Source organism: Hydrogenophaga taeniospiralis, from assembly GCF_020510445.1.
Lineage (GTDB): Bacteria > Pseudomonadota > Gammaproteobacteria > Burkholderiales > Burkholderiaceae_C > Hydrogenophaga.
The window spans coordinates 753882-779732 of sequence record NZ_JAHBAG010000001.1; the positions used below are offsets into that span (position 1 = coordinate 753882).

Below are 25851 nucleotides of genomic sequence, written 5' to 3' on the forward strand. Positions count from 1 at the left end.
GGGCCGTTCAGGCCGCGTGGCGGAACTGGCGCATCAGGGCGGCGATGCCGAAGGTCCAGGGGGCCACGTCGCAGCTGTGGCGCACCCGGTTGACCAGGGTGCCCAGGGCGGGCGTGGAGACGCAGACGCGGTCGCCCACCTCGTGGGTGAAGCCCTGCCCGGCGCCGCGCCGGTCCTGGGTGGGGGCGAGCATGGTGCCCAGGAAGAGCATGAAGCCGTCGGGGTACTGGTGGTTGGCGTTGATGGTCTGGGCCACCAGGTCGAGCGGGTCGCGGCTGATGCCGCGCATGCTGCCTTCACCCTGCCAGGCAAAGCCGTCGGGGCCGTCGACTTCCAGCCGCAGACCGCAGGCGCGCAGCTCGTCGATGCCGAAATGCGCGTCGAACAGGCGGATGAAGGGCCCGATGGCGCAGGAGCCGTTGTTGTCCTTGGCCTTGCCCAGCAGCAGGGCGCTGCGGCCCTCGAAGTCGCGCAGGTTGACGTCGTTGCCCAGGGCCGCGCCCAGGGTGTGGCCCTGGCTGTTGACGGTGAGCACGATCTCCGGCTCGGGGTTGTTCCATTCGGAACGCGGGTGGATGCCCACGTGCGCGCCGCAACCCACCGCCGACAGCACCGGGGCCTTGGTGAAGATTTCGGCGTCGGGGCCGATGCCGACCTCCAGGTACTGCGACCAGGCACCGCGCGCCAGCGGCCACCGCCTGCGCGATGGCCTGGGCCGGCTGCGGCCGTTCCAGCAGCTCGCTGCAGGTGGGGGCCAGCGGCGTGAGATCGAGCAGGCGGCCCTGGTGCGGGGTGACGGGCAGGGCGCCGCTGCCGGGCAGCCAGAGCCGGCCCAGCAGGGTGGCGTGTTCGTGGTCCTGGGGCAGGGCCTGCCGCAGGCGGTCGAGCAGGTCGGGAAACAACGCGGGGGTGGGGGTCATGGCTGGGCGTCTGGACGGCTGAACGGTTGGGGGGCTTGAAAGGCTGGAAGGGCCGGCGGGATTTCAGGGTTTCCACCAGTGAACGGTCAATCATTGTCGAACTAACATGTCAGTCAGCAACCAGCAAAAACCCTCAGCATGACCCCGCACCTGCCCCCACCGCCCGCAGCCCCCGTGCGCGCGCCCAACCTGCGGGCCCAGGCCTATGAAAACTTCCGCCAGCAGATCGTGCAGGCGCACATCCGGCCCGGCCAGTTCATCTCGCAGCGCGAGCTGATGCAGCTGCTGGCCATGCCGCTGGGCGCGGTGCGCGAACTGATCCCGCGCCTGGAGGCCGAGGGCCTGCTGCGCACCGTGCCGCAGCGCGGGCTGCAGATCGCCAACGTGGACCTGAAACTGATCAAGAACGCCTTCGAGCTGCGCCTGCTGCTGGAGCGCGAGGCCGCGGTGCGGTTCGCCACCAGCGCGAGCGACGCCGAGCTGGAGCGCATCGAGGCCGATCACCGCTCCATCGTGCACCGCGCGCGCCGCGGCCCGATCGACGAGGCCCTGCTGGCCGAAGCCACCCAGGTGGACTGGGGCCTGCACGAGCACATGATCGACGCGATGGGCAACGAGCTCATCTCCGAGGCCTACCGCATCAACAGCCTGCGGGTGCGCCTGATCAAGTTCGAGAACTCCAGCCTGGCGGCCGACATCCTGCTGGCCGCGATGGAGGAACACCTGTGGTTCATCGAGGCTCTGCGCCGGCGCGACACCGCCGCCGTCGCCGAGCGGCTGACGCACCACATCGAAAGCGCGCGCCGGCGCGTGCTGGGGCTGCCGCGCCCCGCGCTGCCCTGGTCTTCGGAGCCACTGGACCCACCCACATGACCCCTGCCCACACCCACGCTTTTCGCGGCATCTGGCCCGCGATGCTGACCCCGCTGACCGAGTCGCTGGAGATCGACCACGACGCCTTTGCCACGCACGCCCTGGCGCTGCTGGACGCGGGCTGCGGCGGCGTGACCGCCTTTGGCACCACCGGCGAAGGCCCTTCGTTTTCGGTGGCCGAGCGCATGGCCGCTGTCGACGCGCTGGTGGCGCGCGGCGTGCCGGCGCAGCGGCTGATGGTGTCCACCAGCTGTGCGGCCGTCACCGACACGGTGGCGCTGACCAAGCACGCCGTGAACCTGGGCGTGCACGGCTGCCTGGTGCTGCCGCCGTTCTTCTTCAAGGGCGTGTCGGACCAGGGCGTGATCGACGCCTACCGCTGGGTGATCGACCGCGTGGCCGACCCGCGCCTGCGGCTGTACCTGTACCACATCCCCCAGGTGGCCGGCGTGGGCCTCTCGCACGGCGTCATCCGCAGCCTGCTGGCGCAGTACCCCGACACCATCGCCGGCATCAAGGACAGCGGTTGCGATCAAGCGCATTCGGTGGGTCTGGCCCAGGCCTTCATGCCGCCGCTCACGGTCTACGTGGGCTTCGAGCCCGACCTGCCCGCGCTGGGCCGCCTGGGCAGCACGGGCGCGATCAGCGGCCTGGCCAACTTCGCGCCGCGCCTGGTGCACCGGCTGGTGACGCAGCCCGACGGGCCCGACGCCGCGCGCGACCTGGCGCGGGTCAAGGCCCTGCTCACCGTGTTCGACGGTTTTTCGCTCATGCCCGCGCTCAAGGGCGTGATGGCCGAACGCGGTGGCGACGCGCGCTGGCTGCGGGTGCGCCCGCCGCTGGTGGCCCTGCCGGCCGGCGAACAGGCCGAGCTGCGCCGCCGCCTGCAGGCCTTTGGCCTGGACGCGGCCCGCGACTGAGCCCCTCCGAGCCCCTTTTTCCTTCCACCTGCACAACGAGGAGACAGCCATGACCCCTTCCCCCCTGCGCCGCGGCCTGCTGGCCGCCACCGCCAGCGCCCTGCTGCTGGGCGGCGCCGCACTGAGCGCACAGGCCCAGACCAAGGTTCCGATGCGCATCTCCACCCCCGCCGTGGCCGACGACTGGCACGCCAAGATGTGGACCGTGTTCAAGGAGTCGCTGGACAAGAGCGCGCCCGGCGAGTTCGACGTGCAGATCAACCTCAACGCCTCGCTCTTCAAGCAGGGCGCCGAGCCGGCCGCCATGGCGCGCGGCAACCTCGAACTGGCCACCATCTCGGCCTTCGACATCGCCAAGCTGGTGCCCGAGTTCTCCGTCTTCACCGCCGGCTACGTGATCCGCGACCCGGCGCACCAGCAGAAGGTGTTCGGCGGCCCCATCGGCACCGAGCTGTTCAAGCGGGTGTCCGAGAAGATGGACGTGACCGTGTTGTCCACCATCTACCTGGGCACGCGCCAGCTCAACCTGCGCGAGCCGCGCGCGGTGAAGACACCGGCCGACCTCAAGGGCGTGAAGCTGCGCATGCCCGGCTCCAAGGAATGGCTGTTCCTGGGTGAGGCCCTGGGCGCCACCGCCACCCCGCTGGCCTTCGGCGAGGTCTACCTGGGCCTGAAGACCGGCACCATCGACGGCCAGGACAACCCGCTGCCCACCGTGCGCGCGGCCAAGTTCTACGAAGTCACCAAACAGCTGGTGCTGACCAGCCACCTGGTGGACGGCATCTTCCTGTCGCTGTCGAACAAGACCTGGAACGCGCTCAGCCCCACCCAGCAGCAGAAGGTCAGGGACGCGGCCGCCGCCGCCGCCGCGTACAACAACGAGAACCGCCTGAAGGAAGAGGCGCAGATCGTGGACTTCTTCAAGCAGCAGGGCCTGCAGGTGGTCACGCCGGATGTGGCCGCCTTCCGCAGCCACGTGCAGCAGACCTACCTGAAGTCCGACCTGGCCAAGACCTGGCCGGCCGGTCTGCTCGACCGCATCAACGCCACGCAGTAAGCGCACATGCGACGCTGGCCGCAACGCGCCGCCGACATCGTCGGTGGCGCGCTCTTCACCGCGCTGTTCGGGGTGTTCCTGGTGCAGATCACGGCGCGCTTCGGCTTCAATCGCCCGCTGCCCTGGACCGACGAACTCGCCGTGATCCTCTACGTGTGGGTGATCCTGTGGGCCAGCGCCTTCATGGTCAAAGCCCGGGAGCACGTGGTGTTCGACCTGGCCTACAACAGCGTGGGGCCGCGCCAGCGCCGCGCCATGCGGGTGCTGGGCAGCGCGATGCTGGCGGTGCTGGCCGCCGTGGCCATTCCGGGCAGTTGGGACTACATCCGCTTCATGGACCGCGAGGGCACACCCGTGCTGGGCCTGTCCTTCATGTGGGTGTTCATGCCCTTTGTGCTGATGCTGGCGGCGGTGGTGGTGCGCTACGGCTGGCTGGCCTGGCAGGCCCTGCGCGGCGATGGAGACGACGCATGACCCCGGGGCTCTGGACGCTGCTGCTCGTGCTGTCCCTGGGCATGGTGCTGCGCGCGCCGATCGGTTTCACCATGCTGCTCAGCGGCGTGGCCTACCTGGCCACCACCCGGCAGGACATGGGCCTGATGGCCGAACAGGTGCTCAACGGCATGTACAACAGCTACGTGCTGCTGGCGGTGCCGCTGTTCATCCTGGCGGCCAACCTGATGAACGCCGGCACCGTGAGCGAGCGCATCTTCGACTTCTGCCGCATCCTGGTCGGGCGCATGCGCGGCGGCCTGGCGCAGGTGGACATCCTGGTCAGCGTGGTGTTCTCGGGCATGAGCGGCAGCGCCATCGCCGACGCGGCCGGCCCCGGCCTGGTGACCATCAAGCAGATGCTCAAGAAGCCCGAGTACTCGCCCGGTTTTGCCGGCGCCGTGGTGGTGGCCAGCGCCACCATCGGGCCCATCATTCCGCCCTCGATCCCGCTGGTGATCTACGCGCTGGTTTCGGGCACCTCGGTCGGGGCGCTGTTCCTGGGCGGTCTGCTGCCGGGCCTGCTGATGGCCGTGGTGCTGATGATCGCGGTGCACATCATCGCCACCCGCCGCCACATGCCACGCGACGAACCCGTGCCGCTGAAGGACTGGCCTTCGGTGCTGTGGCGCGGCGCGCTGCCGCTGTCGCTGCCGGTGGTGCTGCTGGGCGGCATCTACAGCGGTGCCTTCACCCCCACCGAAGCCGCGGCCGTGGCGGCCCTGCACGCGCTGGTGCTCGCCGGCCTGGTCTACCGCGCCCTGAGCTGGCGCAGCCTGGGCGGCGTGGTGCTGGAGTCCACCCGCTCCAGCGCCGTCATCACGCTGATCATCGCCGGCGCCTTCATGCTGAACTACGCCTTCACCGCCGAGGGCGTGCCGCAGGCGCTGGCGCAGTGGGTGGCTGGCCAGTCGCTCAGCCAGGTGGCCTTTTTGCTGATGGTCAACGTGGTGTTCCTGGTCCTGGGTTGTTTCCTGGACACCGCCGTCATGCTGCTGGTGTTCGTGCCCATGCTGCTGCCGGCGGTCAAGGCCGTGGGGGTGGACCTGGTGCACTTCGGGGTGCTGATCGTCGTCAACATGATGGTGGGCCTCATCACGCCGCCGTTCGGCATGCTGCTGTTCGTGACCAACGCGCTGACGCAGATCCCCATCAAGGACATGCTGCGCGAAGGCTGGCCCTTCCTGCTCATGCTGCTGGGTCTGTTGCTGCTGCTGACGCTGTTTCCGCAGATCGTGCTGTGGCTGCCGCAATCCATGGGGTACGGACTGCCATGAGCGCCGCGCCGGGCCGTTCCCAAGCAAGCTCGCACCGCAGCCCGGAGGGCGAAGGTACTCCAGTGAGCGGCCAGGTCGTGGTGATCGCCAGCTGGAACGCCGACCTGACTTCACACGCCGGGCGCCCGCCCGCGCGCGGCGAAACCCTGATGGGCCACGGCTTTTCCATCGGCCCCGGCGGCAAGGGCAGCAACGCCGCGGTGGCGGCGGCGCGCCAGGGCGCGGAGGTGCACATCGTGGCCCGCACCGGGCAGGACGCCTTTGGCGACATGGCCATGCAGCTGTGGCGGCGCGAAGGCATTCACACCGCCCACGTGCGGCGGGTGGCCGGCGAGAGCAGCGGTGTCGCGCAGATCCTGGTCTACCCCAACGGGGACAACAGCATCGTGGTCAGCCCCGGGGCCAACGCGGGCCTGGACGCCGACCAGATTCGCGGCGCCGCGGCCCGCATCGCGGCCAGCCGGGTGGTGGTGGCCTCGTTTGAGGCGCCGCTGGCCGCCACGCTGGAGGCCTTCCGCCTGGCGCGGGCCAACGGGGTCACCACGGTGCTCAACCCCGCGCCGGCGCGTGCCCTGCCGGAGGAACTGGCGGCGCTGGTGGACCTGCTCACGCCCAATGAAACCGAACTCGCCACCCTCAGCGGCATCGAGGGCGACCGCGAGCGAGCCGCCCAGGCGCTGCTGGCGCAAGGCGTGGGCGCGGTGCTGGTGACCCTGGGCGCGCAGGGCGCGGCGCTCCACCGCGCGGGTCGGCCGATGCACCGCGTGGCCGGCCATTCGATGACGGTGAAAGACACGATCGGCGCCGGCGACACCTTCAACGGCGCGCTGGCTGCCGCGTTCGCGCGCGGCGAACCGCTGGAAGCGGCGCTGCGCTGGGCCAATGCGGCCGCGGCGCTGTCGGTGCGCGCCAGCGGCGCCATCGCGGGCATGCCTTCGCTGGCCGAGACCGCCGCCGTGCTTCAGGAAGCGGCCGGTTGAACAACGTTGTCCGGGTGGGTCCGGTTCAGGACCCTGGAGCCAGGACGGCCAGCGCCTGCGACAGCTGCTGCACCACCTGCCTCACCGGTTGGCGCGAGCCTGCCACCTGGAACACCCACATCTCATAGAGCGGCAAGGCCTCGCGCAGACGCAGCGGGACCAGCAACTGCCGCGCATCCCCCGTCAGCAGCACAGGGTGCGGGACGACCCCGAGCAGGTCCGAGTGCGACATCAGGTTCAGCATGCTGGCGTAGTCCGGGCAACTCACAGCCACACAGGGTGGCGTCATGCGGCGCACGGCAAAAGCCTCTGTCAGAACGTCCACGGGACCACGGACACTCGGTCCCACCGAAACCCATGCCGCGCCCTGCAGGTCGGCCAGCGTCCGCGCCTTCGACAGCGGATGTGCTTTGCGGGCATAGACCACCGGCTGGAGCTGATAGAGCGCCTGGCACGTCAGTCCCCTGGGGTTGAACCCACGGGGGCGTGGCGACACCACCATGTCGTACCCGTGCCTTTTCAGACCCGCCAGCAGGTGGCCCTCGTCCGCGGTTGACAGCTCCAGGCGGCGGCGCGCACGCCCCTGGCACCAGGCGCTGTACAAGGCGGGCCCGCACACCAGCGCGGCCGACGGCGTGAGGCCCACACGCAGGACGCTGGCGGCGCTCCGGTGGGGCGTCGCCGCGACCAGTGCATCCATCCGCTCGGTCAAGGCCATGCCATCCGACGCCACCCGAAGGGCCAACTCGGTGGGCATGCTGCGGCGCCCGGACCGTACCAGCAACGGAGACGCAAAATGCCGCTGCAGCTGCCGGATGCCGTGGCTGATGGCGGGTTGCGACACCCCCACCGCCTGGGCCGCAGCGGCAAAGGAGCCATGTTCCACAACCCGCCTGAGGTATTCGAGGTAACGGATATACATAAACACCATTTATGGATTGGCGTCCATTGTGGCTTGTCTTCGGCGGCGGTGGATGCAAAGCTCTGGCCTCTTCCACCCGAAAGGAGCCCCCCATGACGCAACAACCCCTAGAAACCGTTCGCACCTACCTGAAGCATCTGCACGCCGGCGACACCGCCGGGCTGATTGCCGCGTTTGAAGACGACGGCGTGGTCCACTCCCCGTTTCTGGGCACCATGGTCGCTCGCGAATTCTTCGGAAAGCTGCAACAGGCGTCGAGTCGCAGCGTGATCACGCTGATCGATCTCTTTGCCCCGGTCGAGCCCGACACAAGCACCGTGCGTGTCGCGGCCTATTTCCGCTACGACTGGACACTCAACGACGGCCGGCAGGTGAACTTCACATGCGTGGATGTGTTCGGGTTCCGGCCGGGCAGCGCTCGAATCCAGAGCATGCACATCGTTTACGACACGCATCCGCTGCGCGAACAGGTGGGCGACAAATACGCACCCACGCCGCAGAAGCCGGGGTGAGCCCCCGACCCGGTCTGACACCGCCCCCTCGGGGGCACGGCACCGGCCACTCTACTTGCGGTCGGGCAGTTCGATCTTGACTTCGAGCACGTCCAGGTTGTCCTGGCGCTCCAGCATGACCTTGATGTCGTCCGGATTGATCTTGATGTATTTGCCGATCACAGCCACCAGCTCGCGCTGCAGCGCGGGCAGGTAATCGGGCTCGGAGGCGTTGCGCCCGCTGCGCTCGTGCGCCAGGATGATCTGCAGCCGCTCCTTGGCGACGCTGGCGGTCTTCTTTTTCTCGCCCAGAAAGAAGGAAAGAAAGGACATGCTCACTTCCTTCCGAACACGCGCTTGAAGAAGCCCGCCTTCTCGGCCTCGATGAAGCGCAGGGGTTTTTCGGCGCCCAGGAAGCGGTCGATCACGTCGCTGTAGGCCTCGGCCACGTCGGTGCCCTTGAGGTGGATCGCGGGCGTGCCCTGGTTGGACGCGGTGAGCACGTTTTCGCTCTCGGGGATGACGCCGATGAGCTGGATGCGCAGGATGTCCTGGATGTCTTCCAGGCTGAGCATCTGGCCGTCGGCCACGCGGCCGGGGTTGTAGCGGGTGATCAGCAGGTGTTCCTTGACCGGGTCCTTGCCGTCGATGGCGCGCTGCGTCTTGCTGCCCAGCATGCCCAGTATGCGGTCGGAGTCGCGCACGCTGGAGACTTCGGGGTTGGTCACGATCAGCGCTTCGTCGGCGTAGTGCATGGCCATCAGGGCCCCGGTCTCGATGCCAGCCGGCGAGTCGCAGACGATGTACTCAAAGCCCATGGCGGCCAGATCGGTCAGCACCTTGTGCACGCCTTCCTGGCTCAGCGCATCCTTGTCGCGCGTCTGGCTGGCGGCCAGCACGTACAGGTTGTCGCACTGCTTGTCCTTGATCAGCGCCTGGTTCAGGTTGGCCTCGCCCTGGATGACGTTGATCAGGTCGTACACCACGCGGCGCTCGCAGCCCATGATCAGGTCAAGGTTGCGCAAGCCGACGTCGAAGTCGATCACGGCGGTCTTGTGGCCGCGCAGGGCCAGACCGGTGGAGAAACTGGCGCTGGTGGTGGTCTTGCCAACCCCGCCTTTGCCGGAGGTGACGACAACGATTTTGGTCATGGTGAGGGGTCTTTCAGGATCGGGGTGGGAACGGGATGCGCGGGCATCAGACGGACAAGGGGTCGATCACGAGCTTGTCGCCATCGGGGCCAGGCAGCAGGCGCACCTGGGCCGGCTTGCCCTGGATGGCCTCGGGCAGGGCGACTTCGCTGGTGCGGTAGATGCCAGCGATGGAGATCAGCTCGGGCGCCATGGCCAGGGCGAAGATGCGGGCGTCGACGTTGCCACGCGCGCCGGCGATGGCCTTGCCACGCAGCGGCGCGTACACGTGGATGTGGCCGTCGGCGATCACCTCGGCGCCCGGGTTGACCATGGCCATGACCACCAGGTCGCGGCCACGCGCGTACACCTGCTGGCCCGAGCGCAGGGGTTTGTCGATGACCAGGGCGCCGGGTGCCGGCTGCGGCTGGGCGACGGGTTCGGGGATCGGTGCCGCGGCCGTGATGGGGGCGGCCGGCGCCGGGCGCTGCACGGCGGCGTCGGGCGCGGGCGTGAGGCCGGCGGCCAGGGCCAGGGCCATCTGTTCGTCGTTGCCGCCGCGCACCGCCAGCGGGTTCAGGCGGTACTGGCGCAGCAGCGCACACAGGGCACCCACATCCAGCGCGGCACCGGGCTCGAACACCTGCAGGGGAAACAGATCGACCACGAGGGGGTCGTGGTCGAAGAAATCGGGCACGTCGCCAAAGCGCTGGGCGAACTCCGCGCTCAGGCGGGTGAGGTCGGCGGATTTGAGCAGCAGGGCCACCAGCGGCAGGTTGGCGCTCTTGATCTCGAAGGTGGAGGGGGCGCTGGCGCTGAGGGTGGTGGACATGGGGCAGTACGGGGGCCGATCGGGGCCAGCCGCTGCCAGGCCCTATGAAGCGGGCAGTTTACCAGCCACCCCGCAGGGCCCCAAGGGCGGCGCGTGACCTCCTGTGAGAGCTGTCAGCACACGTGTTTTTGCGCCACACGACCCGGGCGCCCGGGCCATGGTCACGACCTCAAAAACGCGGTCGGCAGTGCATACTGACCCCTGTATGAGCGATGCACCCACCCCAACCCCGACCCGGCTGGCGCGCCTGGGCCTGCTGGTGCGCATGACGCGCCCGGCTTTCCTGCTGCTCACGGTGGTGGCCTGTGCCCTGGGCACGGCCACGGCGGCGGCCTGCGGTTGCGGGTTCGACGCGCCGCTGGCGCTGGGTGCCACCGCGCTGGCGGTGCTGGCCCACGCCGCCGGCAACGTGCTCAACGACCTGCACGACGCGCGCAACGGCGCGGACGCGGCCAACACCCAGGGCATCTTTCCCTTCACCGGCGGCTCGCGGCTGATCCAGAGCGGCGTGGTGAGCGAAACCGAAACCGCCGATCTGGCCAAGGCCCTGCTGCTGTTTCTGGTACCGGCCGGCCTGCTGCTGGCGGTGAAGGCCGGGGGCGGGGTCTTGCTGCTGGGCATGGCCGGTCTGCTGCTGGCCTGGGCCTACTCCGCGCCGCCGCTCAAGCTGATGTCGCGCGGGCTGGGTGAGCTCACGGTGGCGCTGACCTGGTTTCTGGTCGTGGTCGGCGCCGACTACGTGCAGCGGCGCCAGTTCTTCGTGATCCCGGCCAGCGCGGCCGCGGGGTTTGCGCTGATGGTGGCCGCGCTGCTGGTGATCAACGGCATCCCCGACGCGGCGGCCGATGCCCAGGTGGGCAAACGCACCCTGGTGGTGCGGCTCGGGCCGTTGGGCGCCAGTGCCCTCTACGGGGGTCTGGTGCTGGGCGCCCACCTGTGGCTGGTGCTCAGTGTCTGGCTGCTGATCCCGCCCACCCAGGCGCTCTGGGGCCTGGTGTCGCTGCCTTTTTCGCTGGCGGCGCTGGCCTGGCTGCTGTGGCACGCCCGGCAGCCCCAGCGGCTGAAGCCGGCGCTCGCGCTCACCGTGGCGGCCACGCTGCTGCACGGCCTGGGCATGACCTGGGGCTTTGGCTTGAGATAACCCCCCGCCGCGCTGCGCGCGACCCCCCAGGGGGCAACGCCTGCGGCCTGGCAGAGCCAGTTCCGCGGCGTTCTGGGCTGGGGTACCCGCGCTCCGGAGAAGGTTCACGTCGGTCGCGCTGAGCCTGTCCTTTTCAAGGGGCGATGCGAGTGGCCCGGCGGTGCCCTGGGTTGCGCCGCCTGCCCAAGCTCAAGGTTAGTAACAACCCTGTGGATATTTTTATAACAAGCCATATGTTATCCACAGAATCCGTGGAAAACGCCAGGTTGTCCCCGTTTCGGGATTTGTGCAGCGGGGCGGTTTGCACACGCTTGTACGGTCATCAAGTCTTTGTCGCGCTAGGAAAAACCTGCCTTGTCCACAGAAAACAGGGCCTTCTACTACTGCTACTAATTTAAATAATTGGAAATAAGAGATAAGAGAACAGCCGCAGAAACCGGACTCCCCCTCGTTTTGGAAACCTGAGATGTCGGCTCGACCGAGCCATGGCCTCACGGTCATCGGCCAAGGTGGTTTTCCTGGGGGTTGCGGATGTTTCGGTCGCAATCAGGGTCGTCAACGGATTCCGGAAGCTGTTTCCGTGGTCCAAACGGACCGGGCCAGCGGCTGGAAGCCTCCAGGCGGTCTTCCCGGGTTCTCTGTGGGGGTGGGGGCCTTCTTTGGACCTGCCGGCCGTCCTGACCATGGCCCAAGAGGTTCGGCCCTGTGCTGGCCGCAGAGCGCGGCAGCCGGGTGCTTAAGGTCGACGGTGGGGCACCTCGGACAGGCCTTCGCCCGGAGCTTGATCACAACCCTGTGATTAACTTTTGAACAAGCCTTGTGTTGTCCACAGAAGAGGTGCCGCAAGCCGGGTTGTCCCCGTTTCGGGATTTGGGCAGCGGGGCGGTTTGCACACGCTTGTACGGTCGCCAAGTGCTTGTCGCGCTATGGGAAAAGCGCCTTGTCCACAGAAAACGAGCCCTTCTACTACTGCTACTAATTTGAATTAAAGAAGATAGAGAGATAGCAAGGGACAAAGAAAAACCGCCCGGGTGGGCGGTTGCAAGGCTGGGTTCCGGCGCGGTCACCCGGCCGGCCGGGCTTCACAGGCTGTGCGTGACCAGTTTGAAGTCGGCGTCTTCGGGGAAGGTCTTGACCGTGAAGCCCAGGCCCTTCATGAGTTTGAGCATGCCGGGGTTGTTGGCCAGCACCAGGCCCTCGATCTCGGCCAGGCCCTTGTCGCGGGCTTCTTCCATGATGCTCAACATCAGGCGCGAGCCCAGGCCTTTGCCGTTGAAGTCGTCGGCCACCACCAGCGAGAACTCGCAGCTCGATTTGTCGGGGTTGGTGATGTAGCGCGACACACCGACGACGCGCTCGGTTTCCACGGTTTCGCCTTCGGCGTCGGTCTGGCGGCTGCGGTGGATGGCCACCAGCGCCATTTCGCGGTCGTAGTCGATCAGGGTCAGGCGCGAGAGCATGGAGGCGGGCAGTTCCTTGAGCGAGGACACGAAGCGGAAATAGCGGCTCTCGGGCGACAGGTTCTGCACCAGGTCCTGCAGCATCTGGGCGTCGTCGGGGTGGATCGGGCGGATGGTGTATTCGCCACCGCCGCGCAGCGGCCAGATCTGCTCGTAGCGCGCCGGGTAGGGCAGGATGGCCAGGTGGGCGTAGTTGCGCGCCGTGGCCGGCGCGCTGTCGATCACGATGCGCGCATCCACCGCCACCGCACCCGATTCGTCCACGATGATGGGGTTGATGTCCATCTCGCGCAGCTGGGGCAGTTCGCAGACCATTTCCGAGACGCGCAGCAGCACGTGTTCCAGCGCGTCCATGTCCACCGCGCTGGCGCCGCGCCACTCGCCCAGGGTTTCGGCCACGCGCGAGCGGTCGATCAGGCGGCGCGCCAGGAACTGGTTGAGCGGGGGCAGCTCCATGGCACGGTCGTTGATGAGCTCGATCATGGTGCCGCCGGCGCCAAACGCGATCACCGGGCCGAAGGGATCGTCGGTGACCAGACCCACGTTGAGTTCGCGCCCGCGCTTGTTGCGCGCCATCTTCTGGATCGTCACGCCGTTGATGCGGGCGCCGGGCTGCACCTTGGCCACGGCCTGGATCATGGTGTTGTAGATGTCGCGCACGCCGACGGCGTTCATGACGTTGAGCGCCACGCCGTTGACGTCGCTCTTGTGGCTGATGTCGGGCGAGTCGATCTTGAGCGCCACCGGGTAGCCCAGCTGGGTGGCGATCATCATGGCCTCGTTGGCGCTGCGCGCCAGGATGGTCTGGGTGACCGGGATGTGGAAGGCCGAGAGCAGGGCCTTGGACTCCATTTCGGTGAGCACCTTGCGCCGTTCGGTGAGCACGTTTTCGATCAGCAGGCGCGCGCCCTCGATGTCGGGCTTGGCCAGGGCGGACAGGGGCGGCGGGGTCTGCTGCAGCAGTTGCTGGTTCTGGTAGAAGCTGGCGATGTTGCCGAAGGCGCCCACGGCGGCCTCGGGCGTGCGAAAGCTGGGGATGGCGGCGTTGGCCAGCACCTCGCGCGCGGCGGCCACCGACGCGCTGCCCATCCAGCAGCACAGCAGCGGCTTGCCCAGGCGTTTTTTCAGCTCGGCCATGGCCTGGGCCACCGCTGTGGGGTCGATGCCGGCCTTGGGCGAATGCACCACCAGGATGCCGTCCACCGTCTTTTCGTGGCCGGCGGCGTCGATCGCGGCGCGGTAGTGCTCCGCGTTGGCCTCTTCCGACAGGTCGATCAGGTCGCTGAGCGAGGCCAGCGGGGGCAGCTGGGGCTTGAGGGCGTGGGCGGTTTCGGGGGAAAGCTTGCCCAGCTCCAGCTGGATTTCGTTGGCCCAGTCGGCGGCGAGCACACCGGGGCCGCCGCCGTTGGTGACGATGGCCAGGCGTTTGCCCACCGGGCGGTAGCGCGAGGCCAGGCACTTGGAGGCCGAAAACAGCTCGACGAAGGAACGCACGCGCACCGCGCCGGCGCGGCGCAGGGCGGCGTCGAACACGTCGTCGGCGCCGACGATGGCGCCGCTGTGGGTCTGCGCGGCCAGGTTGCCGGCGGGTTTGCGGCCGGCCTTGAGCACGATCACCGGTTTGGCGTTGGCGGCGGCGCGCAGCGCGCTCATGAAACGGCGGGCGCTGGAGATGCCTTCCAGATAGACGACGATGCTGTGCGTTTGGGCGTCGGAGGCGAGAAAATCGAGCACCTGGGCGATGTCCACCGAGGTGTTGGGGCCGAGCGAGACCACGGTGGAGAAGCCCACCGCATTTTCGGTGGCCCAGTCGAGGATGGAGGCGGTGAGCGCACCGGACTGCGACACCAGGGCCAGCGGCCCGGGCGCGGCCAGCGGCCCGGCCACGCTGGCGTTGAGCAGGCAGCGCGTGCGCTGCAGGCCCAGGCTGTTGGGCCCGAGCAGGTGCATGCCGTGGCGGCGCGCCACGCGGTGCATTTCAGCGGCCTCCAGGGCCGGCGTGCCACTGCCGATGACCAGCGCGGCACGGCACTTGATGCGCCCGGCCACCTCCAGCGCGGCGATGGCCTCCAGCGGTGGCAGGGCGATGATGGCCAGGTCGGCGCGGGTCTGCGCCAGATCGGCCAGGGTGCCGGTGGTGTGGATGTCCAGGAACACCAGCGTGCCCTTGAAGCGCTGCGCGCGCAGCGCGCCCAGCAGCCCCCGGGCTTGCGGGGTCTGGGTCTCGGGCTCGTCGGACTTGCCCGCGAACACCGCGATGGTGTCGGGCTGGAACAGGGGGGTGAGGTAGTGTTTGTCCATGGGGCTCTCGCGCCGGTGGTGCACGCGCCCTTGGGTCCTCAGGTGACCCGGGCGCCGGGCTGGGGCAATGGGGGGTCGTTCTGGCTGGAGATCATGCGCCCCGCGCGAAGGTTTCGTGCAGCGGGGAGTGGGGGACTGGGGTTTTCAGGTGCGCGGCGCGGATGGGGGCAAGCGGTGTCCGGGTGCTCAGGCCAGGCCGGTCAGGCTGGCGGCCATGGCGCGTTTGAACGGGGTGAAACGCTCACCGAGGCCCACCATGGCGTGGCGCAGCCAGCGCGCGGGCGTCTGTTCGCGGGTGTAGAGCGTGGCCACCGCGTGCGTGGCCAGGTACAGGCCGCGGCTGGCGCGCTGGTGGGTCTGCTGGTAGCGCTCGAGCAGGGCGGGCGAGGCGATGTCCTGGCCCTGCTGGTGCGCGGCGATCAGGGCGCTGGACAGGGTGTCGATGCTGCGCAGGCCGAGGTTGAAACCGTGCGCGGTGACCGGGTGCATGCCCACGGCGGCGTCGCCCACGGCGGCGAAACGCTGCGCCACCAGGCGGCGCGCCCACACGCCCACCAGCGGGTAGGCGTGGCGCGTGCTGGCCAGCCGCATGGCGCCGAGCTGCTGGCCGAAGCGCCGCGTCATGGCCTGGCCGAAGGCCGTTTCGTCCAGCTCCAGCAGGGGCTGCAATTCGTGGCTGGCCAGGGTCAGCACCACCGAGGAGCGGTGCTGACCGGTCCGGGGGCAGGGGTTCATGGGCAGCAGCGCCAGCGTCTGGCCGTGGTCGAACCACTCCCAGGCGGTGGCGTGGTGGGGCTGCTCGTGCGTCATGTTGCAGACCAGCATGGTGCGACCGTAGTCGTGCATGTCGGCCGGGATGCCCATGGCGCGGCGGGTGCTGGAGTGGCGGCTGTCGGCGGCCACGGCGAGCCGGGCGCTGAGCGTCTGGCCGCTGCCGAGGGTGACCTGGGCGGCGCGCGCGTCGGTGTGGATGCGCACGACCTGTTCGCAGCAGCGCAGCTCGGGTGGCTGGCCGTCGCCGGCGCCGTCGGCCAGCGCGGCGGCGAAGGCGGCGCGGCGGATGTGGTGGTTGGCCACCAGGTGGCCGAGCTCGGAGCGTGGGCTCAGGCGGTGGCTGATCAACATGCGCGCCTGGTTCGGGCCACAGCCGCCGTTGAGCACCAGGGCGTCCTTGAGCGGCGCGACGTGGGCCTCGCCCAGCAGCGGCCAGATGCCGAGCTGTCGCAGCAGCTCGGCGCTGTGCTGGGTCAGGGCGATTTCCCGGCCGTCGAAAGCGGGGTCCTGCAGCGACTCGCGGGGCTGCTGTTCGATGAGGCAGCTGCGCAGACCGCTGCCGCGCAGCGCACGCGCCAGGCACAGGCCGGCGGGGCCCGCGCCGATGATGATGAGGTCGAAGTCCATGGCGGGGCAGCTTATCGGCTGGCCGCGCGGTGCGGATTGACTCAGGTCAAGTGAAACAGCCCCGGCGTGCCGGGGCTGTGGTGGCAACGGGGCGCGCGAAGGCGATCAGCTGCGCGGTTGTGCCGGGCTGTCGCAGCCCATGCCCCCACCGTGGCGGCCCATGCCGCGCTCACCCTTCATGCCGGCGTGGCGAAAGCCGCCATGGGCCTGGGCGTCGAACACCTTTTGCTGCTCGGGCGTGAGGGCCGCGTAGAAGCTCTTGGTGGCGTCGATGCGCTTGGCCATCTGCGCGTCGCGTTCGGCCCTGAGCGCCTGCATCTTGTCCAGGCGCTGCGGCGTGGTCAGCTTGGACCAGTCTTCACGCGCGCCGGCCATGGGCCCCCGGGGCTCGGGGGCGGTGCGCGCCACGAAGGCGCTCCAGGCGGCTTCCTGCTCCGGGCTGAGCTTGAGTTCGGCCTTGAGCTGGGCCTGGCGCTCGGCCATGCGTTTGTGCATGCGCTCCATGCGCTGGGCGTGGCGCTGGTCGGCTTGTTGTGCGTCGGGGGTGCCGGCTTCGACGCGCTGCGCCATGTGCTGGGCACGCATGTCGCTGGGCACGCCAGCCGCGCCCTGGGCGATGGCGGTGGCCGAGATGCCGACAAAGGCGGTGGCGAGGGCGGCGGCGATGAGGGCGCGTTTCGGGGACAGTTTCATGATCACTCCTGGAGACGTTGATGGACCTGGGCTTCCACAAGCGAGGGTTGCCGTGGAGTGATGCCAGTGTGGTCGCCGCGTGTTTCTGCCTTGTGCGGCTGTGCTGCCGCTCTGTAAAGATTTGTTCCGTTTCCCTTGGGAAAAATATGTGTTTACTTTTCTACAAAAATGAAGAATAGTAAACATCATGTTTTGGATATCCCTCATCACCAGCCTACCCACCGAGAACACCACCGTGCGCATGCGGGCCTGGCGGGCGCTCAAGGCCTCGGGCGCGGCGGTGCTGCGCGACGGTGTGTATGTGCTGCCCGAAACCGGGACCTGCCGCGCCACGCTCGACGGCCTGGCGGCCGATGTGCGCGACGCCGGCGGGACCGCCCTGGTGCTGCGCATGGAGGAACCGCCGCAGGCGAATTTCCGGGGTCTGTTCGACCGCAGCGTGGACTACGCCGCCCTGCTCGCCGAGGTGGCCCGGGTGCGCCAGGCGCTGGGCGTGGACAAGCCGCTCGATGCGCTCAAGCAGGCACGCAAGCTGCGCAAGGCCCTGGGGAGCCTGGGCGAGATCGACTTTTTCCCCGGCGAGGCCCGCCGCCAGGCCGAGGCCGCCGTGGTGGAGCTGGAGCTGGCCTGCGCCCGCGCGGCGGCCCCCGACGAGCCGCGGGCCGTCGAAGGCCCCATTGCCCGCCTGGCGCTGGCCGACCACCAGGGCCGCAGCTGGGCCACCCGGCAACGGCCCTGGGTGGACCGGCTGGCCAGCGCCTGGCTGATCCAGCGCTTCATCGACCGGCAGGCCCGCCTGCACTGGCTGGCCGACCCGCGCGACTGCCCCGCCGATGCGCTGGGCTTCGACTTCGACGGCGCCCGGTTCAGCCACGTCGGCGCCCGCGTCACGTTCGAGGTGCTGCTGGCCAGCTTCGGGCTGGAGCAGCCGGCGCTGGTGCGCCTGGGCCAGCTGGTGCATTTCCTCGACGTCGGCGGCGTGCAGCCGCCCGAGGCGGCGGGCGTGGAAAGCGTGCTGGCCGGGCTGCGCGACGCCATCACCGACGACGACCAATTGCTGGCCACGGCCCACGCCGTGTTCGACGGCCTGCTGGCCAGTTTCACCCCAGGCGACCCCCCACCATGAACCCCACGCCCACCCCTACCGCCGAAGCCGGCCTGGCGCCCCCCGAGGCGGCCGGCTTCTGGCAGGCCTTTGCCTTCTGGCTCAAGCTCGGCTTCATCAGCTTCGGGGGGCCGGCCGGGCAGATCGCCGTGATGCACCAGGAGCTGGTGGAGCGCCGGCGCTGGATCTCGGAGCGGCGCTTTCTGCACGCATTGAACTACTGCATGCTGCTGCCCGGCCCGGAGGCGCAGCAGCTGGCGACCTACATCGGCTGGATGCTGCACCGCACCTGGGGCGGCATCGTCGCCGGGGTGTTGTTCGTGCTGCCCTCGCTGTTCATCCTGATCGGTCTGTCGTGGGTCTACATCGCGTACGGCGATGTGCCCTGGGTGGCCGGGCTGTTCTACGGCATCAAGCCCGCGGTGACGGCGATCGTGTTGCAGGCGGCCTACCGCATCGGCTCGCGGGCGCTGAAAAACCGCTGGCTCTGGGGCATCGCGGCGGCCTCGCTGGTGGCGATCTTCGCGCTCAACGTGCCGTTTCCGGCCATCGTCGCGGCCGCCGCCCTGGTCGGCCACGTCGGGGGCCGGATGGCGCCCCGGCACTTCGCCACCGGTGGCGGCCATGGGCAGAGCGGCGCCTCGTACGGCCCGGCGCTGATCGACGACCACACCCCGCCACCGGCGCACGCCCGGTTCCGCTGGAGTCGGCTGGCGGGGGTGGTGGTGGTGGGCGCGGTGCTCTGGGCCGTGCCCATGGCCCTGTTGACGGTGCTGCTGGGCTGGCAGCACACGTTCACCCAGATGGGCTGGTTCTTCACCAAGGCGGCGCTGCTCACCTTTGGCGGGGCCTACGCCGTGCTGCCCTACGTGGTCCAGGGCGCGGTGGGGCACTACGGCTGGCTCACGCCGGTGCAGATGATCGATGGCCTGGCCCTGGGCGAGACCACGCCGGGCCCGCTGATCATGGTGGTGGCCTTCGTGGGCTTTGTCGGCGCCTACGTGAAGGCGGTCCTGGGCCCCGAGGCCCTGTTCCTGGCCGGCGCGCTGGCGGCGGCGCTGGTGACCTGGTTCACCTTCCTGCCGTCGTTCCTGTTCATCTTCGCGGGCGGGCCGCTGGTGGAGTCCACCCACGGCGACCTCAAGTTCACCGCGCCGCTGACGGCCATCACCGCCGCGGTGGTGGGCGTGATCGCGAACCTGACGCTGTTCTTCGGTTACCACGTGTTGTGGCCCCAGGGTTTCGCCGGGCCGTTCGACGCGGTCTCGGCCCTGATCGCGCTGGGCGCGGCGCTGGCGCTGCTGCGGTTCAAGCGCGGGGTGATGGAGGTGATCGCGGCTTGCGCGGTGTTGGGCTTGTTGTGGCGCTTGTGGGGATGAGCGCGTCTGTCCGTTTCAAGGAGTGAACCATGGATGCCATCTCGGTGGAAGAACTGTCCCGGCTGCTGCGCGGCAACCCCGCGCCCGTGCTGCTGGATGTGCGGCGGGAAGCGGCCCGTGTGGAGGCGGGTGCCCAGATCGCGGGAGCGATCTGGCACGACCCGGCGCACTGGCTGGACTGGAAAGACAGCCTGGTGCCGTCGCCCGGGCCGGTGGTGGTGTACTGCGCACACGGCATGGAGATCGGCCAGGGCCTGGCCGCGGCCCTGCGCGCCATGGGCGTGTCGGCTTTCTTCCTGCAGGGTGGTTTCGCCGGCTGGCAAGCGGCGGGGTGCCCGGTGCAGGCGCTGGCCGAGGCCACGCCCTCGGGCTCACAGTGGGTGACGCGCGAGCGCCCCAAGATCGACCGCATCGCCTGCCCCTGGCTGGTGGCGCGTTTCATCGACCCGCGGGCGCGGTTTCTTTTTGTGCCCGCGGCCGAGGTGCTGCGGGTGGCCGAGCAGACCGGGGCCACGCCGTTCGACATCCCCGGGGTGGCGCTGAGCCACGTGGGGCCGCTGTGCAGTTTTGATGCCTTCCTGGAGCGCTACGACCTGCAGACGCCGGCCCTGCGGCAGCTCGCCGACATCGTGCGCGGCGCCGACACCGAGCGGCTGGACCTCACGCCGCAGTCGGCGGGGCTGTATGCGCTCTCGCTCGGGCTGTCGAAGCGCTTCGCCGACGACCAGGAGATGCTCGGCCATGGGATGGTGATGTACGACGCGCTGCACGCCTGGTGCGAACAAGGGCAGGGCGAAACCCACCGCTGGCCACCGGCGATGTGAGCCCGCCGGGGCCGGGATCGCGCACCCCCTCAGAGCTGGGCCAGATCGTCCAGGATGGGGCAGTCGGGCCGCTCGTTGCCGGGGCAGTGGCACAGCAGATCGCCCAGCGTGCGCTGCATGGCCTGCAGCGCCTCGATGCGCTGGGCCAGCTCGTCGTGGTGCTTCTGCGCGATGCGCTTGACGCTGGCGCTGCTGCGCCGGCGGTTGTGCCACAGGCCCACGAGCTCGGCGATGGCGTCCAGGCTGAAGCCCATGTCGCGTGCGCGCCGGACGAAGCGCAGCGTGTGCACGTCGGCCAGGCTGTATTGGCGGTAGTTGCTGTCGGTGCGGGTCACCGCAGCCAGCAGGCCGAGCGACTCGTAGTGGCGCAGCATCTTGGGCGAGATGCCGCTGAGCCGCGCGGCGGTGCCGATGTTGACCGGCCAGGCGCTCACCGCCGACAGCGCGGCGTCGCCCGCGTCGGCGGGTTCGAGGGCACCGGCGTCGGTTTTCATGCCGCCACCGTGTAGCCCTCTTCGCGGATCGCTTCGGCCACCGCCTCGCGCGGCCGATCGGTCTGCACCTCCACCCGGTTCTGGCCCCGGTCGATGCGCACCTCGGCCTGGGGGTCGAGGCTGCGGATGGCGGTGGTCACGGCCTTTTCGCAGTGGCCGCAGGTCATGCCCTGCACGGAAAAGATCTGGTTCATGGGGTGCTCCTGGTTGGGGGAACGGTATCTTCAGGCTTGACACCGTGTCAAGGTCAAGCCCCCGACGATACACCTCGCGATACACCTTGCCGCTTGACCTTCCCACGGGGGGAAAGCTTATGCTGCGGCTTTGGCGTTACCCCCTGCGCCGCTGCGCGTCTCCCCCCAGGGGACCACGCCAATGGCCCGTCCCGAGCTTGTCCAAGGGCGGTTCCACGGCGTGTGCTTGAACAGATCCCATGAACACAGCAACCCTAGAAGCCCCGAACCTTTCTTCCTCGTACCAGCTCGATCTGGGGGTGGGCGGCATGACCTGCGCCTCCTGCGTGTCCCGGGTCGAACGGGTGCTGAAGAAGCAGCCGGGCGTGAGCGCGGCCAGCGTGAACCTGGCCACCGAATCGGCGCGCGTCACCCTGAGCGGCGCGCAGGACGCCGAGACCGTGGCGCGCATCCGCCGCGCGGTGCGCGACGCGGGCTACGAGCCGCGCGCCCTGGAGGCCATGGACGCCGACGTCGGCGAACACTGGATGGGCGTTCCGCTGGACCTGCTGCCGGTGCTCGCGGGCCTGCTGCTCTCGGCGCCGCTGGCCCTGCCCATGGTGGGCGACCTGTTTGGCCAACACTGGATGCTGCCGTCGTGGCTGCAGTTCGCGTTGGCCACGCCGGTGCAGTTCTGGCTCGGTGCGCGTTTCTACAAGGCCGGCTGGCACGCGCTCAAGGCGCTCACCGGCAACATGGAATTGCTGGTGGCCATCGGCACCACGGCGGGCTGGGCGCTGTCGACCTGGCTGTGGTGGCGCGCCGAGCCCGGCGAGATGGTGCACCTGTATTACGAGGGCTCGGCGGTGGTGATCACCCTGGTGCTGCTGGGCAAGTGGCTCGAAGCGCGCGCCAAGCGCCAGACCACCAGCGCTATCCGCGCGCTGCACGCGCTGCGCCCGGAGCGCGCTCATTTGTTGCCCGACGGGATCCAGCGCAGCGAGCCGACCGACGTGCCGGTGGAAGAGCTGCTGCCGGGCGATCGGATCCGCGTGTTGCCGGGCGAACGTTTCGCCGCCGATGGCGAGGTGCTGCTGGGCCATTCGCAGGCCGACGAGTCCATGTTGACCGGCGAGCCCATGCCGGTGACCAAGGACGTGGGCGATTTCGTCACCGGCGGTTCGCTCAATGGCGAGGGCTCGCTGGAGCTGCGGGTGCGCGCCGTGGGGGCGCAGAGCGTGCTGGCGCAGATCATCGCGCTGGTGCAGGACGCGCAGGCCGCCAAGGCGCCGGTGCAGCGCCTGGTGGACCAGGTGGCGGCGGTGTTCGTGCCGGTGGTGCTGGTGATCGCGCTGGTCACGCTGGGGGCCTGGCTCTACACAGGCGCGCCGATGGAAGAAGCGCTGCTGCACGCGGTGGCGGTGCTGGTGATCGCCTGCCCCTGCGCGCTGGGGCTGGCCACGCCTGCGGCCATTATGGCCGGCACCGGTGTGGCGGCGCAGCACGGCATCCTGATCAAGGACGCGCAGGCGCTGGAGATCGCGCACCGTGTGGACACCGTGGCCTTCGACAAGACCGGCACGCTGACGGTCGGCCACCCGCGGCTGCGGGTGATCGAGGCCAGCCCGGGCGTGGACGAGCTGGCGGTGCTGCAGGCGGCCTCGGCCTTGCAGGTGCACAGCGCGCACCCCCTGGCCCGCGCCGTGCTGGAAGCCGCCGCGTCGCGGGGGCTGGTGGTCTCGCCCGACGCGGCGCAGGACGTGCAGGCGGTGGCCGGGCGCGGCAGCCTGGGCACGGTGCAGGGCGCGCCGCTGGCGCTGGGCAGCCTGCGCTGGATGGACGAGCTCGGCGCCAGCCTGGGCCCGCTGGCCGAGCGCGCGCAAGCGCTGCAGGCCGAAGGCGCGACGGTGTCGGTGCTCGCGGCGCAGGGCGACGGCGCCCCGGACGGCGCCCGGCCGTGGGCGCCGCTGGCCCTGCTGGCGTTCGCCGACGAACCCAAACCCGGCGCGGCCGCCGCGCTGGCCGGGCTGCGCGCGCAGGGGCTGCGCCTGTTCATGGTGTCCGGCGACAACCGGGGCGCGGCACTGGCCATGGCCAAGACCCTGGGGCTGCGGGCCGAGGCCGGCGAGGTGATCGCCGAGGTGCTGCCGGGAGACAAGGCGGCGGTGGTGCAGCGGCTCAAGCGGGGCGAGCGCGAAGCCCCGCCAGGCCTGGCCGCGCTGGCGGCGGCGGAGGGTGGCCAGGACGGTTCCGATCCCGCCGCCGCGCCGCGGCCCGCGCCAGCGACGCAGCGCGGGGGCCACACCGTGGCCATGGTGGGCGACGGCGTGAACGACGCGCCCGCGCTGGCCGCCGCCGACGTGGGCCTGGCCATGAGCCACAGCCAGGGCGGCAGTTCGGACGTGGCGATGCACGCGGCCGGCATCACGCTCATGCGCGGCGACCCGATGCTGGTGGCCGCCGCGCTCGACATTTCGCGCCGCACCGTGAGCAAGATCCGGCAGAACCTGTTCTGGGCCTTCGCCTACAACGCCGCCGGCATCCCGCTGGCCGCGCTGGGCTACCTCAGCCCGGTGCTGGCCGGCGCGGCCATGGCGCTGAGTTCGGTCAGTGTGGTGAGCAACGCCCTGTTGCTCAAGCGCTGGAAGCCGCCGGTGTAGAGCCGAAGGCGGTGCGGCCCGTCGACATCGGGGCCTTCGTGGTCCGGGGGGTTGGGACGATTTGGCCGGATTGGGCCGGCGATGCACCTCCGGGCCGTTTCACGGTGCGCACACCGGCTCGAACTCAGCGGCAACCTGCGTGTCCTGGGTCGCTGTGATCCGCGTGGAGGCGTTGGTCGAGTCGATACCGCGCCAGCGTTTGAAGGCGTAACAAGGCTTGGCGATGGCTTCCAGTTCCAGTGGGACGCCCGAGAAGTAGATGCCGGTCCACACGCCTTCGGCCCCGGGATGGTCCGGAAGATCGGGTGTCTGGAGGGTGTTGATCCGGATGTGGCCCTGCCGCGCATCGGGGATGTCGACCGTCAGGGAATAGGTTCCTTTCAGCTGGAACTGATCGATCAGCTGTGCGCGCTGGATGGCGGGCCGCTGCCGCAGGAAGGTCAGCATCGACTGGACATGCTGGGCCCACACGTCCACGTTGGCAGGCACCTTCCAGCGCTCAAGATGGCGCGGCATTTCCGGCCGGATGTCGTTCTGCAGCTGGAGGACGGTGCGGGAGGTGTGTTCGGCGTCGAACGTGGTGCTGAGCAGATCGGCAAACCGGTTGATGAACCGGGTCCTGAAGTCGTCGTTCTCCATGAGCTTTCGCAGCAACAGGGTGGACCACGCCACGCCGTCGAGATTCTTGGTGCCCCGTGGATGCAGGGCACCGGCCAGGATGTTGACGGACGGGATCGTCAGGGCCAGATCGGCGTCGTACTGCAGCCACCGCCACCGGCCGTCCAGCACACCTTGGCTGGCGTACCGCGGTGCCTTGCCCCGGTAGCGCCAGGCCTTGACGTTGTTGTGCGGCCAGTCGACGTTCCCGATGAAGATGTTGGCGATCTGGTGGTCGATCAGGCTGTCGATGTCGATCAGCTTGCTGGCCTGGCGGTAGGCTTCTTCGCGGCGCAGATCGGACTTCTCGAAGAAGGCCATGACCAGGTTCCAGTGCGTCGGGTCGCCTTCGATCACCGCGTTGTTCTCCACCAGCTCGATGTCCTTTTCGGGGATGGCGTATTTCTCCGAGAAGTGGTCGGTGTCGAAATACTCGCGCAGGTTCAAAAGGCCCCAGTACTCGCCGTTGATGAACGTGACGACCGGCTGATAGCCCTGTGTCTCGATGTTCAGGTGCCGCACCACCGCCTGTGCGGCGGCATCCTTGAACATGGTTTTCTGGAAGTCGTTGCCCGAGTTGCGCAGGATCAGCTTCTTGTGGTTGTGGTCCTCCCCGAAGACCGGGTGCTGGAACTTGTTTTTGCCGTAACGTTTGCGGGCGTAGAGACGCAGCGATTTGCTGGCGTTGGACCGGCTGAACCCTCCGTGGACCCGGACGCCGATGCGCTGGTCCATGCTCGCTTTTTCCGGTTTCTCGACGGCCGGGAAATACTGGAAGTGGGCGGGAATGTCGTCGCCCCGGGCATGCCAGTTGGCCGGGGCGGTGCCACCGCGGATGCGATGGCTGGGGTATTTGCGGCGAAAGTCGTCAAAGGTCTTGCCGGCCACCATGACGCCCTGTTCGTAGCCAAAAAGCCGGTCTTCCTGGGTCACCAGCGACACCACCGGCAGCTTGAAGGTTTGGCGGGGGATCACGAAGTAGCTGGCCGTGGCGATGTCACTGCGAGCGCCGCCCTTCTTGATGGCAATGGCCCTGAGCACGGTGCCCTTCAGAAGCCGTGCCTGGGGGCGCTGGTCGATGGTGGGAATGGCGGGCAGCTGAAAGTCCGTGGTGCCCAGCCGGTCCTGGATCGACTGGTTGAAGGAGGCCAGTCCGCCGTTGATCGGCTCCACGGCGTCGTTGACACGCCTTTGCGTGGCACTCAACGCCATCAGCGGGGTGACGTAGTAGGGCTCGACGTCGTGAAGCGTGGTCGAAATCCGGGCGATCCGGTCGGGCTCTTTCGAGCGGTCCGTGATGCGTATCGGGTGCTTGTAGCGGACGCTCCGGTAGGTCTGCGCATGGAACTCTCCGAATGGATCGCCGGGGTCCTTGGGGTACTGCAGCTTGTAGCGGTAGGTCGTGCCATTGACGTTGTCCGGGTCGGGATCGGAGCCGTCCAGCGTGTAATACACCGCCACCGTCGGATCGGGGTGGGACAGGGCCACGCTGATGTCCGAGTCGTAGAAGCCGCTCTCGTGCGAAAAGGCGGGTTCATCGAGAGCCACCGGTTTGCGCCCGGGCTGTTGTGCGTCCCACTCGACGCAGGCCGCAAGCAGCAGCGCGGCAGACAGGGCAAAGGCGATGCGGTGCAGGGACATACAAGCGGGCGTTGCGCGGCGCAGGGCC

The 25851-nt window shown here is 69.1% G+C and carries 22 protein-coding genes and 2 pseudogenes; 13 read left to right on the forward strand and 11 right to left on the reverse strand.

The genetic code is table 11. The annotated features are described in order from the left end of the window. Positions 1-7: 7 nt before the first annotated feature. Positions 8-920, reverse strand: a pseudogene (locus tag KIH07_RS03650) (fumarylacetoacetate hydrolase family protein). Positions 921-1058: 138 nt separating this feature from the next. Between KIH07_RS03650 and KIH07_RS03655 the strand changes: the two are divergent. From KIH07_RS03655 to KIH07_RS03680, 6 genes are all read left to right on the forward strand, one after another. Further along, positions 1059-1793: a GntR family transcriptional regulator gene (locus tag KIH07_RS03655; protein WP_226490670.1), complete on the forward strand. Its 735-nt coding sequence runs from the start codon at positions 1059-1061 to the stop codon at positions 1791-1793. Then, positions 1790-2713, forward strand: coding sequence for a dihydrodipicolinate synthase family protein (locus tag KIH07_RS03660; protein WP_226490671.1), 924 nt, complete (start codon positions 1790-1792; stop codon positions 2711-2713). The genes KIH07_RS03655 and KIH07_RS03660 overlap by 4 nt, the downstream gene beginning before the upstream one ends. Positions 2714-2762: 49 nt before the next feature. Further along, the gene (locus tag KIH07_RS03665) at positions 2763-3770 is read left to right on the forward strand and encodes a sialic acid TRAP transporter substrate-binding protein SiaP (RefSeq protein ID WP_226490672.1); all 1008 of its coding nucleotides are present in this window, start codon (positions 2763-2765) and stop codon (positions 3768-3770) included. A 6-nt stretch (positions 3771-3776) separates the two neighbouring features. Further along, positions 3777-4244, forward strand: coding sequence for a TRAP transporter small permease (locus KIH07_RS03670; RefSeq protein WP_226490673.1), 468 nt, complete (start codon positions 3777-3779; stop codon positions 4242-4244). Further along, entirely contained in the window at positions 4241-5539 is a 1299-nt protein-coding gene (locus KIH07_RS03675; RefSeq protein ID WP_226490674.1) for a TRAP transporter large permease, read from the forward strand. Before KIH07_RS03670 ends, KIH07_RS03675 begins: the two co-directional genes overlap by 4 nt. Before the next feature lie 62 nt (positions 5540-5601). Next, positions 5602-6519 (forward strand): ribokinase, encoded by a 918-nt coding sequence (locus KIH07_RS03680; RefSeq protein WP_226490675.1) that lies wholly within the window; start codon positions 5602-5604, stop codon positions 6517-6519. A 25-nt stretch (positions 6520-6544) separates the two neighbouring features. Here KIH07_RS03680 and KIH07_RS03685 read toward each other — a convergent pair whose 3' ends face one another. Then, positions 6545-7441, reverse strand: a complete 897-nt coding sequence (locus KIH07_RS03685) for a LysR family transcriptional regulator (RefSeq protein WP_226490676.1) — start codon at positions 7439-7441, stop codon at positions 6545-6547. Positions 7442-7533: 92 nt separating this feature from the next. Here KIH07_RS03685 and KIH07_RS03690 point away from each other — a divergent pair, with 92 nt between their 5' ends. After that, positions 7534-7953 carry a nuclear transport factor 2 family protein gene (locus tag KIH07_RS03690; RefSeq protein ID WP_226490677.1) on the forward strand — a complete coding sequence of 140 codons (420 nt, stop codon included), beginning with the start codon at positions 7534-7536 and terminating at the stop codon, positions 7951-7953. 51 nt (positions 7954-8004) lie between these two features. Here the strand turns inward: KIH07_RS03690 and minE are convergent, their stop codons facing one another. Genes minE through minC form a run of 3 tightly spaced genes read right to left on the reverse strand, consistent with a single transcriptional unit; the run spans position 8005 to position 9894 of the window. Then, positions 8005-8265 carry a cell division topological specificity factor MinE gene (minE, locus tag KIH07_RS03695; protein WP_068170598.1) on the reverse strand — a complete coding sequence of 87 codons (261 nt, stop codon included), beginning with the start codon at positions 8263-8265 and terminating at the stop codon, positions 8005-8007. Positions 8266-8267: 2 nt separating this feature from the next. Beyond that, positions 8268-9083: a septum site-determining protein MinD gene (gene minD / locus KIH07_RS03700; protein ID WP_226490678.1), complete on the reverse strand. Its 816-nt coding sequence runs from the start codon at positions 9081-9083 to the stop codon at positions 8268-8270. A 46-nt stretch (positions 9084-9129) separates the two neighbouring features. Beyond that, positions 9130-9894, reverse strand: a complete 765-nt coding sequence (gene minC / locus KIH07_RS03705) for a septum site-determining protein MinC (RefSeq protein ID WP_226490679.1) — start codon at positions 9892-9894, stop codon at positions 9130-9132. Positions 9895-10099: 205 nt separating this feature from the next. On the opposite strand from minC, the gene KIH07_RS03710 reads away from it, so the two are divergent. Beyond that, positions 10100-11035 (forward strand): prenyltransferase, encoded by a 936-nt coding sequence (locus tag KIH07_RS03710; protein ID WP_226490680.1) that lies wholly within the window; start codon positions 10100-10102, stop codon positions 11033-11035. A 1082-nt stretch (positions 11036-12117) separates the two neighbouring features. On the opposite strand, the gene KIH07_RS03715 is transcribed toward KIH07_RS03710, so the two are convergent. From KIH07_RS03715 to KIH07_RS03725, 3 genes are all read right to left on the reverse strand, one after another. Then, on the reverse strand, positions 12118-14796 hold the full coding sequence (locus KIH07_RS03715) for a bifunctional acetate--CoA ligase family protein/GNAT family N-acetyltransferase (protein ID WP_226490681.1): 2679 nt from the start codon (positions 14794-14796) through the stop codon (positions 12118-12120). Between the two features lie 186 nt (positions 14797-14982). Continuing rightward, positions 14983-16197: a 5-demethoxyubiquinol-8 5-hydroxylase UbiM gene (gene ubiM / locus KIH07_RS03720; protein WP_226490682.1), complete on the reverse strand. Its 1215-nt coding sequence runs from the start codon at positions 16195-16197 to the stop codon at positions 14983-14985. 105 nt (positions 16198-16302) lie between these two features. Beyond that, entirely contained in the window at positions 16303-16890 is a 588-nt protein-coding gene (locus tag KIH07_RS03725) for a Spy/CpxP family protein refolding chaperone (protein WP_226490683.1), read from the reverse strand. 187 nt (positions 16891-17077) lie between these two features. On the opposite strand from KIH07_RS03725, the gene KIH07_RS03730 reads away from it, so the two are divergent. The 4 genes and pseudogenes from KIH07_RS03730 to KIH07_RS03745 all read left to right on the forward strand — a co-directional run bounded on the left by KIH07_RS03730 (position 17078) and on the right by KIH07_RS03745 (position 20198). Then, the gene (locus tag KIH07_RS03730) at positions 17078-18016 is read left to right on the forward strand and encodes a chromate resistance protein ChrB domain-containing protein (protein WP_226490684.1); all 939 of its coding nucleotides are present in this window, start codon (positions 17078-17080) and stop codon (positions 18014-18016) included. Beyond that, on the forward strand, positions 18013-19374 hold the full coding sequence (gene chrA, locus KIH07_RS03735; protein WP_226490685.1) for a chromate efflux transporter: 1362 nt from the start codon (positions 18013-18015) through the stop codon (positions 19372-19374). Before KIH07_RS03730 ends, chrA begins: the two co-directional genes overlap by 4 nt. Positions 19375-19403: 29 nt before the next feature. Continuing rightward, a pseudogene (locus KIH07_RS03740) lies at positions 19404-19691 on the forward strand (rhodanese-like domain-containing protein); the annotation flags it as partial. A 30-nt stretch (positions 19692-19721) separates the two neighbouring features. After that, positions 19722-20198 carry a chromate resistance protein ChrB domain-containing protein gene (locus KIH07_RS03745; RefSeq protein ID WP_226494615.1) on the forward strand — a complete coding sequence of 159 codons (477 nt, stop codon included), beginning with the start codon at positions 19722-19724 and terminating at the stop codon, positions 20196-20198. Between the two features lie 29 nt (positions 20199-20227). Here the strand turns inward: KIH07_RS03745 and cueR are convergent, their stop codons facing one another. Continuing rightward, a complete protein-coding gene (gene cueR / locus KIH07_RS03750) occupies positions 20228-20692 on the reverse strand; it encodes a Cu(I)-responsive transcriptional regulator (RefSeq protein WP_226490686.1) in 465 nt (154 codons plus the stop codon). Continuing rightward, positions 20689-20886 (reverse strand): heavy-metal-associated domain-containing protein, encoded by a 198-nt coding sequence (locus tag KIH07_RS03755; protein WP_226490687.1) that lies wholly within the window; start codon positions 20884-20886, stop codon positions 20689-20691. The genes cueR and KIH07_RS03755 overlap by 4 nt, the downstream gene beginning before the upstream one ends. A gap of 239 nt (positions 20887-21125) precedes the next feature. Between KIH07_RS03755 and KIH07_RS03760 the strand changes: the two genes are divergently transcribed. Then, entirely contained in the window at positions 21126-23525 is a 2400-nt protein-coding gene (locus tag KIH07_RS03760; RefSeq protein WP_226490688.1) for a heavy metal translocating P-type ATPase, read from the forward strand. Between the two features lie 99 nt (positions 23526-23624). Here KIH07_RS03760 and KIH07_RS03765 read toward each other — a convergent pair whose 3' ends face one another. After that, complete coding sequence (locus KIH07_RS03765) at positions 23625-25823, reverse strand: CotH kinase family protein (RefSeq protein ID WP_226490689.1); 2199 nt, start codon at positions 25821-25823, stop codon at positions 23625-23627. Positions 25824-25851 lie beyond the last annotated feature (28 nt).